The organism is Streptomyces sp. NPDC002265 (assembly GCF_040296125.1).
In the GTDB taxonomy this organism is placed as follows: domain Bacteria; phylum Actinomycetota; class Actinomycetes; order Streptomycetales; family Streptomycetaceae; genus Streptomyces.
Window position 1 is genome coordinate 1 of sequence record NZ_JBEOWS010000424.1, and the last position, 7,446, is coordinate 7,446.

Here is a 7,446-nt window from a genome sequence, read left to right on the forward strand (position 1 = left end):
GGCGGTACGCCCCGGTCGACGCCCTCGGCCTGTTGGGGGCGCGGCCGCTTGTTCGGGGAGCCGGCTTTGTGAACCGTCGGGGGGGGGCCTAACCCCCATTCTCCCCGCCCCGGACGGTTCGGTCCGGTCGCCGGTCCGCGCACGTTCGCCGACCGCACGCTGCCCGGCCCGAGCCGGCACGTGCCTTGCCTCCGCCGTCCGTTGCTCCGGCACGGGAACGTTCACGCCCTGGACATCGGCGACGACCTGCACGGATGCCACGCGATGCGATGGTGGGAAGCGCACGGGTGCGTGATCCGGGCCGGTCCGGCACCGGCTCCGAGACGGCTGAGCGATGGTGAGGAACCGATGGACCCGAGTGACGTCGACCGTACCGACCGCACCACCGCCGAACAGCAGGCCGACGCCGGGGCCAAGCCACTGCTCGACGTTCCCCGGACGGCCGCGGCGGGGGTGACGATGTGGATCTTCGTCGTCGCCCCGCCGGTCTCCCTGATCGCCGTGCTGCCGTTCGCGTGGGGACGGGGCCTGTCCATGCTGGACCTCGGCATGGCCGTGGTGTCCTACCTCGTCTCCCTGGCCGGCCTGACGGTCGGCTACCACCGTCTCTTCACACACCGCTCGTTCAAGGCGCGGCGAGGCCTGCGGATCGCCCTGGCCGTCGCGGGTTCGCTGGGCGTCGAGGGCTCGCCGGTCCAGTGGGTGGCGAACCACCGGCGTCACCACGCCTTCGCCGACCGCGAGGGTGACCCGCACTCGCCCTGGCGCTACGGCACCGACACCCGCGCGCTGCTCAAGGGACTTCTCCACGCGCACATCGGGTGGATGCTGAAGCGTGAACTGAGCAACCGGGCCAGATTCGCACCCGACATCGCCGCCGACCCCGATCTGCGGCTCATCGGCCGGCTGTTCGGGCCGCTGACCGCCGTCTCGCTCCTGACCCCGGCGCTGGTCGGCGGGTTCGCCACCGGCACCTGGACGGGTGCGCTGACCGGGTTCTTCTGGGCCGGCGTGATCCGGATGGCGCTGCTGCACCATGTCACCTGGTCGGTGAACTCGATCTGCCATGTCGCGGGCAGGCGCCCCTTCGCCGGCCGGGACAAGGCCACCAACTTCTGGCCACTGGCGCTGTTGTCCTTCGGCGAGAGCTGGCACAACTCGCATCACGCCGATCCCACGGGCGCGCGCCACGGCGTGCTGCCGGGCCAGCTCGATCCGGCGGCCCGCCTCATCTGGGTGTTCGAGAAGCTCCGCTGGGCCCACGACGTACGCTGGCCGAGCCAGGACCGTCTCGGCGCCCGACTGCTGCCCGGCCCGCGCACCCCGCACGGCTCCTCGGGCTGACGCCCCTCGCACCGCGCAGATCAGACCTGACCGAGGTCGATCTCCACGGGGAAGTGATTGTTCGTCAGGGTGCCTTCGGGGGCTGGGTATCCGCAGGGTTGCCGTGGGCCGTGTCGGCGGAGTCGGGGAGCGAGAGTGCGGCCAGGAGCCGCAGCTTCTCGTCGGTGTCGCTGTCCTTGTCGGGGTAGTAGACGACGAGGATGACATCGTCGACGGGGAGTTTATCCCGGTGGAGGCGTAGTTCACCGACGACGGGGTGGTGGACCGTGGCCGTGCCTCCGTCGAGACCGCGGACGTCGTGGCGCGCCCACAGGGTGCGGAACCGCTGACTGGACAGTGCGAGTTCTCCGACGAGCTCGACGAACCGGGGGTCGTCGGTGTCGTCCCCGATGGTGGTGCGAAGAGCGGCGACGAAATCCGCGGTGGCCTTCGTCCAGTCCTGGTGGAATGCCTGTTCCTCGGGGTCGAGGAGGAGATCGCGCAGCCTGTTCCGGCCGGGCCGCAGACGGGGGGAGAGCGCGACGGCCATGGGGTTGGAGGCCAGGACATCGAACGCGCGCCCCTCGACGAACGCGGGGATCTGAAGGTGGGCGAGCAGCTCGTGCACCCGCGCCGGTACGTGCTCGGGCCGCTTGCGGCGTGGCGCCCTGGGGCGTGCCGCCGTGAGGCCGAGCAGATACGTCCGCTCGACGTCGTCGAGCCGCAGGACGCGCGCGAGTGATCCGAGGACCTGTGCCGAGGGGTTCTTGTCGCGGCCCCTTTCCAGGCGCAGGTAGTAGTCGGGACTGATCCCGGCGAGCAGGGCGACCTCCTCCCGGCGCAGGCCCGGCACACGGCGGTTGCCGCCGGGCGGGAGACCCGCCTGCTCCGGGGAGACCAGCTCGCGCCGGGCCCGTAGATAGCTGCCGAGCCGGTTGCCGGATTCGTCATCCTTCATGCCGACACCATCCTTCATACCGACACCGTAATGCGGTGCGCGTGGCGCAGAGGGGGCCCTGGCAGGACCAGGGAAGACGGAGGCACTGCCAGGTCCGGCGAACACCGTCAAGACTGCGAAGACACCGTTTCGCGAGAGACGGAGAACATCACTGTCAGCGCCGGGCCCGAACGCCGTCGGCGCACTGGACCGAAGGGAAGATCTCGTGGATCTCTCCGACCGCACCGTTCTCGTCGTCGGCGGAACCTCGGGCATCGGGCGCGAGCTCGCCCGCCGTTTCGCCGCGGCGGGCAGCACCGTGGCCGTCGGCGGCCGCAGCCCGGAGGCACTCTCGGAACTCGCCGAAGAAGGTTTCGGCACGTTCGGCATCGACGTCACCGACAGCGCCTCCGTCGCCGCCGCCCGTGACGCCGTGCTGGCCCGCTACCCGGAACTGGACACCGTGGTGACCATGTCGGGCGTCATGCTCCTGGAGGACCTGCGCGACCCCGCGCACTTCGAGGTCACGGCGACGACGATCGACACCAACCTGCTCGGCACCATCCGGGTCATCGACGCCTTCACCCCCCACCTGGTCCGGCGGGGCGCCGGCACCTTCGTCACCGTCACCTCCGGCATCGCCTTCCTGCCCTTCCCGCCCATGCCCGGCTACGCCGCATCGAAGGCCGCGGTGCACGCCTACACCGAGGCACTGCGCGCGCAGCTGGACGGCACCGGTGTCGGCGTCGTCGAGCTCGTCCCCCCGGCCGTCGCCACGGCGGGACAGGAGAAGGTGAACCCGCACGCGCTGCCGCTCGACGAGTTCGCCACCGAGGTGATGGACCTGCTGGGGAGCGAGCCCACCCCGCGCGAGATCCTCGTCGATCGGGTCCTGACGCACCGGTGGGCCGAGCGCGACGGCACCTACGACGAACTGGTGGCCCAGCGCTCGCAGGCCCTCTCGATGCTCCCGGGCCGGCAGGGACAGCACTGAACAGCAGGATCGCGCCGGCCACCGCAGGGGGGCCGGGGTGCTCAGTCGGCGACGGTGAGGACGACCTTGCCGCGGGTGCGGCCGGCCTCGACGCGGGCGTGGGCCGCGCCCGCCTGCTCCAGCGGGAAGGTCTCCGCCACCTCGACGGCGACCTCGCCGGCGTCGATCAGGCCCGCGATCGTGGTCAGCGCCGTGCCGTCCGGCTCGACCAGGTACGGGGTGACCCGCACGCCCGCCGCCTCGGCGGCCGCGGCCAGTTCCGGGGAGACACCGGCCGGGACGGCGACCAGCAGGCCGCCCGGGCGCAGGACCTCGAGCGAGCGGGTGCCGGTCCGGTCGTGGGCGTCGCCCACCAGATCGATGACGACGTCGATGTTCTCGGTGGCGTCCTCGAAGCGGGTGGTGGTGTAGTCGATGGTCTCGTCGGCACCGAGCTCCTTGAGCCAGGGGTGGCGTGCGGCGCTGGCGGTGGCGATCACGTGGGCGCCCAGGTGCCGCGCGAACTGGACCGCGAAGTGGCCCACCCCGCCGGCGGCGGCCGTGATCAGGACGCGCTGGCCGGCCTGCACATGGGCGGTGTCGACCACGGTCTGCCAGGCGGTCAGCGCCGCCAGCGGCACGGCGGCCGCGTGCACGTGGTCCAGGGTGGCCGGCTTGCGGGCCCACTGGCGGGCCGGTGCGGTCACGTACTCGGCGTAGCCGCCGGCGGCACGCGGGAACCACGGCATGCCGTACACCTCGTCGCCGGGCGCGAGCGTGGTGACGCCGAAGCCGACCTCCTCGACGACACCGGAGACGTCCCAGCCCAGGATCAGCGGGAGCGTCTGCAGTCCCGCCATGCCCTGGCCTTCGCGGGTCTTCCAGTCCACCGGGTTGACGCCGGCGGCGTGCACGCGCACCAGCACCTCGGTCGGCAGCGGCTCGGGGCGCGCGACCTCCTCGGCGGTCAGCACCTGCGGCCCGCCGAACTCCGTGACGGTGACAGCCCGCATGGTGTGCTCACTCATCTTGTCCTCGCTCATGTCCGTATCGCTGTTGCTTCTGCCGGGACCGCGATCCCGGCAGAAGCAACAGTGGCGTGTGCTCGCGGAGGCGAGTGAGTGGCCGGAGGGTCACCTGTCGTACCATTCCGGCCATGACGCATCGTGTCGCCGTTCTCGCCCTCGATGGAGTCCTGCCGCTGGACCTGGGCATCCCGGCGCGGGTCTTCAACGAGGCCTGCGAACCGGACGGGACCCGTCTGTACTCCGTCGTCACCTGCTCCCTCGGCGGCAGGCCGGTACGCACGCACGAGGACTACCGGATCGTCGTCGACCACGACGAGTCGGCGCTGGAGAGCGCGGACACCGTCGTTCTGGCCACGCAGGAGCCCAGCGAGCGCCTGCTCGCGACGGGCACGCTATCCGAGGAACTCGCCGCGGCGCTGGACCGGATCGGGCCGGGTACCCGCATCGTCAGCCTGTGCACGTCGGCGTTCCTGCTCGGGGCGGCCGGTCTGCTGGACGGCCGGCGGGCCACCACGCACTGGGCGCTGTGTGACGCGCTGGCGCGGCTGTTCCCCGACGTCGACGTCGATCCGGACGTCCTGTTCGTCGACAACGGACGCATCCTGACGTCCGCCGGCGGAGCAGCCGGCATCGACCTGTGCCTGCACCTGGTCCGTCTGGACCACGGGGCGGCGGTGGCCTCGGCCGCCGCGCGCCGCTGCGTGGTGGCGCCGTGGCGCGAGGGCGGGCAGGCGCAGTTCATCGAGCACCCGGTTCCGCAGGACACCGACCGTTCCACCTCGGCGACCCGGCAGTGGGCGCTGGACCGGCTCGCCGAGCCGATCACCCTGGAGGACATGGCCCGGCACGCGCACATGAGCGTGCGCACCTTCACCCGGCGGTTCCGCGGCGAGGTGGGCAGCAGCCCGCTGAAGTGGCTGGCGCAGCGACGACTGGCGCACGCACGCCTGCTGCTGGAGTCCACCGACCTCACCGTCGCGCGGATCGCCACCGTCTGCGGCTTCGGCGACCCTGTCGCACTGCGCAAGCACTTCCACACGCACCTGGGCCTGTCACCGCTGGCCTACCGCCGCGCCCACAACGCACCGGATCCCACGACGGCACAGTGACCACCCGGCCTGGTGCACCGGCAGAATTCGAACCCGCGACACCCGCTCTATGGGCGAGGTGCGGCGATCGCGGGCCTGACCTGGGGATTGCCCACTCCGGGCAACGCGTGACGGCACACCCCCGGCGAACCCCGATTCCCCGTGACTCCCCGTCCGTGCCGGCACGGGAGTGGCACGGCACGCTGTGTCACCAGGACTCGGCCTCAATGAACAGCATGATCACCTCTGCGAAGAACCAGATGCAGAACACGAGACATGCAAGCCACAGTCCCCATAAGACCCATCGGGCCTCTCGTCGTATGCGCATGAGCGGATCATCTCCCGTTGCGGCCCGGGTCCTGTCGCTGGCCCCAGCCCTCCCCACCCACTCCCGATTTCCCTTGCACCGGCGTGCAGTTGGCAACGGCGAGAGGACTGGCCCTTACCTCGATCACCTGCGGGACGACGCGCTGAGCGTCCTCGTCTTGCAGCGCTTCGACCAGTGCTTGATGGACTGCCGCACAGGGGCGCCCGGCGTGCGAGGTTCGTGTCCGGTCGACCGCCCGCTCGATCTTCGCCATGTGGGCTGCCACGATCGGCATCGCCATAACCGCTGGTCAGGGCCGTCTTGCAATGCATGGTACTGCCATCTACTATGCATTGCATGGAACCTGGCAAAACATTGAGCCAGCTCCGCAAGGGGGTCCTTGAGTACTGCGTGCTGTCCCTTTTGCGTGACGGCCCGCGCTACGGCACCGAACTTCTGGGCGAGCTGGCGGAAACCGGAGCGCTGGCGACGAGCCAGGGCACGGTCTATCCGCTGCTGACCCGGTTGCGGCGCGAGGAACTGGTGACGACCGACTGGAGCGAGTCGCCCAACGGCCCCCCGCGGCGCTACTACGCACTGACGGACAAGGGCCGTACGGCGCTCGCGGACTTCGCCGTCGTGTGGGCGGAGTTCACCCAGGCGGTCGACCGCCTCATCACCCCCGACCAGCATCCCGACCGGAGAGCACAGTGAAGACCACCGCCACCCGCCCCGAGATACGCCGCTACCTGGCCGCCGTCGACCGCGCCGCCTCCGCCCTGCCCGCCGGCCGCCGCAAGGAACTGCTGGCCGACCTCTCCGAGCACATCGACGTCGCCCTGTCCGAACGCCCCGGCGAACTCGACCGGATCCTCGCCGAACTCGGCGACCCCCAGGACATTGCCGCCACCGCCGTGCGTGAGGACGCCGAGTACGACGACCCCGAGCAGCGACGCGGTAACCCGCGCACCGTTCTGGCGCTGCTCGCGGCCAGCTCGGTGATGGGCCTCCTCGCTCTGGCGCCGCACGCCGACGCGCTGAACTTCCCGATCCTTGTCGTCACAGCCCTCGGGTTCGTCGCCCTGGCCATGTCGGCCTGGTGGACCACCTCACGCAAGTGGATCACCGTCGCGTGGTTCTTCCTGCCGAACCTGTTGATGCGCGTTGTCGACCAGGCATTCGAACTGGGCCACTCGGCCGAGTTCGCCGCGTCCTGCATCTTGGTGGTCGTCCGGGTTGGCGTCCTCGTCTGGCTGTGGCGCCACCGCGTCGCCCCCGAAGGCCCCGGCCGCATCACCTTCAGCCTTCCCCGCTGGGCACGCATCCTGCTGTGGAGCCTGCTGGCCGCCTTCCTCGCCTTCGAGGTGTTCATGTGGATCTCAGCCTTCGCCGTCACCGACGGCCTGTCCTCGGTGAAGGAAGGGACCCTGAACCCCTGACCGAGTCCACGGTCCGTCCAGGACTTTCAGAGCTGAAGAAGCGACCATGCTTCGGAGGCAACTGGGAATCCGTGCCTAGGGCGGCGCAGGGCCGTGCGTGCCCCGGGGAACCTCGATTCCCCGTGAGTCCCCGCCTGTTCCGGCACGGAAGTGGCACGCCCCGCGGCCTCCTCGATGCGAACCATGGGCGGGAGGGTCGCTGAGGTCTGTCAGGCACGTCAGTCGGCTGCGTGGGCCTGGTGACGGTCGTTCGGAGAGATGGTCCGCCTGGACGGGACAGCATTGACGGCTGGCGCTTGCGCGATCATGAGCACATGGAATCGTGGACGATCAAACACTTCTCCCAGGCCA

The 7,446-nt window shown here is 70.7% G+C and carries 7 protein-coding genes; 5 read left to right on the forward strand and 2 right to left on the reverse strand.

Annotated features, from left to right (window positions below; all coding sequences use genetic code 11):
• Positions 1-348 precede the first annotated feature (348 nt).
• A complete protein-coding gene (locus tag ABT085_RS41270) occupies positions 349-1,344 on the forward strand; it encodes an acyl-CoA desaturase (RefSeq protein ID WP_351620681.1) in 996 nt (331 codons plus the stop codon).
• Between the two features lie 64 nt (positions 1,345-1,408).
• On the opposite strand, the gene ABT085_RS41275 is transcribed toward ABT085_RS41270, so the two are convergent.
• Positions 1,409-2,281 (reverse strand): helix-turn-helix transcriptional regulator, encoded by an 873-nt coding sequence (locus ABT085_RS41275; protein ID WP_351620684.1) that lies wholly within the window; start codon positions 2,279-2,281, stop codon positions 1,409-1,411.
• Positions 2,282-2,486: 205 nt separating this feature from the next.
• Between ABT085_RS41275 and ABT085_RS41280 the strand changes: the two genes are divergently transcribed.
• Positions 2,487-3,254 carry an SDR family oxidoreductase gene (locus ABT085_RS41280; protein WP_351620693.1) on the forward strand — a complete coding sequence of 256 codons (768 nt, stop codon included), beginning with the start codon at positions 2,487-2,489 and terminating at the stop codon, positions 3,252-3,254.
• A gap of 41 nt (positions 3,255-3,295) precedes the next feature.
• On the opposite strand, the gene ABT085_RS41285 is transcribed toward ABT085_RS41280, so the two are convergent.
• Complete coding sequence (locus tag ABT085_RS41285) at positions 3,296-4,261, reverse strand: NADP-dependent oxidoreductase (protein ID WP_351620704.1); 966 nt, start codon at positions 4,259-4,261, stop codon at positions 3,296-3,298.
• Positions 4,262-4,389: 128 nt separating this feature from the next.
• Between ABT085_RS41285 and ABT085_RS41290 the strand changes: the two genes are divergently transcribed.
• From ABT085_RS41290 to ABT085_RS41300, 3 genes are all read left to right on the forward strand, one after another.
• Entirely contained in the window at positions 4,390-5,370 is a 981-nt protein-coding gene (locus tag ABT085_RS41290) for a GlxA family transcriptional regulator (RefSeq protein ID WP_351620696.1), read from the forward strand.
• 643 nt (positions 5,371-6,013) lie between these two features.
• A complete protein-coding gene (locus ABT085_RS41295; protein ID WP_351620699.1) occupies positions 6,014-6,370 on the forward strand; it encodes a PadR family transcriptional regulator in 357 nt (118 codons plus the stop codon).
• On the forward strand, positions 6,367-7,095 hold the full coding sequence (locus tag ABT085_RS41300) for a DUF1700 domain-containing protein (protein WP_351620702.1): 729 nt from the start codon (positions 6,367-6,369) through the stop codon (positions 7,093-7,095). Before ABT085_RS41295 ends, ABT085_RS41300 begins: the two co-directional genes overlap by 4 nt.
• The last annotated feature ends 351 nt before the right edge of the window (positions 7,096-7,446 follow it).

Excerpts from the sequence above, each read along its gene's own strand:
- ABT085_RS41275 (WP_351620684.1), bottom strand. The coding sequence starts at position 2,281 with ATGAAGGATGACGAATCCGGCAACCGGCTCGGCAGCTATCTACGGGCC.
- ABT085_RS41290 (WP_351620696.1), top strand. The coding sequence starts at position 4,390 with ATGACGCATCGTGTCGCCGTTCTCGCCCTCGATGGAGTCCTGCCGCTG.
- ABT085_RS41270 (WP_351620681.1), top strand. The coding sequence starts at position 349 with ATGGACCCGAGTGACGTCGACCGTACCGACCGCACCACCGCCGAACAG.
- ABT085_RS41285 (WP_351620704.1), bottom strand. The coding sequence starts at position 4,261 with ATGAGTGAGCACACCATGCGGGCTGTCACCGTCACGGAGTTCGGCGGG.
- ABT085_RS41295 (WP_351620699.1), top strand. The coding sequence starts at position 6,014 with ATGGAACCTGGCAAAACATTGAGCCAGCTCCGCAAGGGGGTCCTTGAG.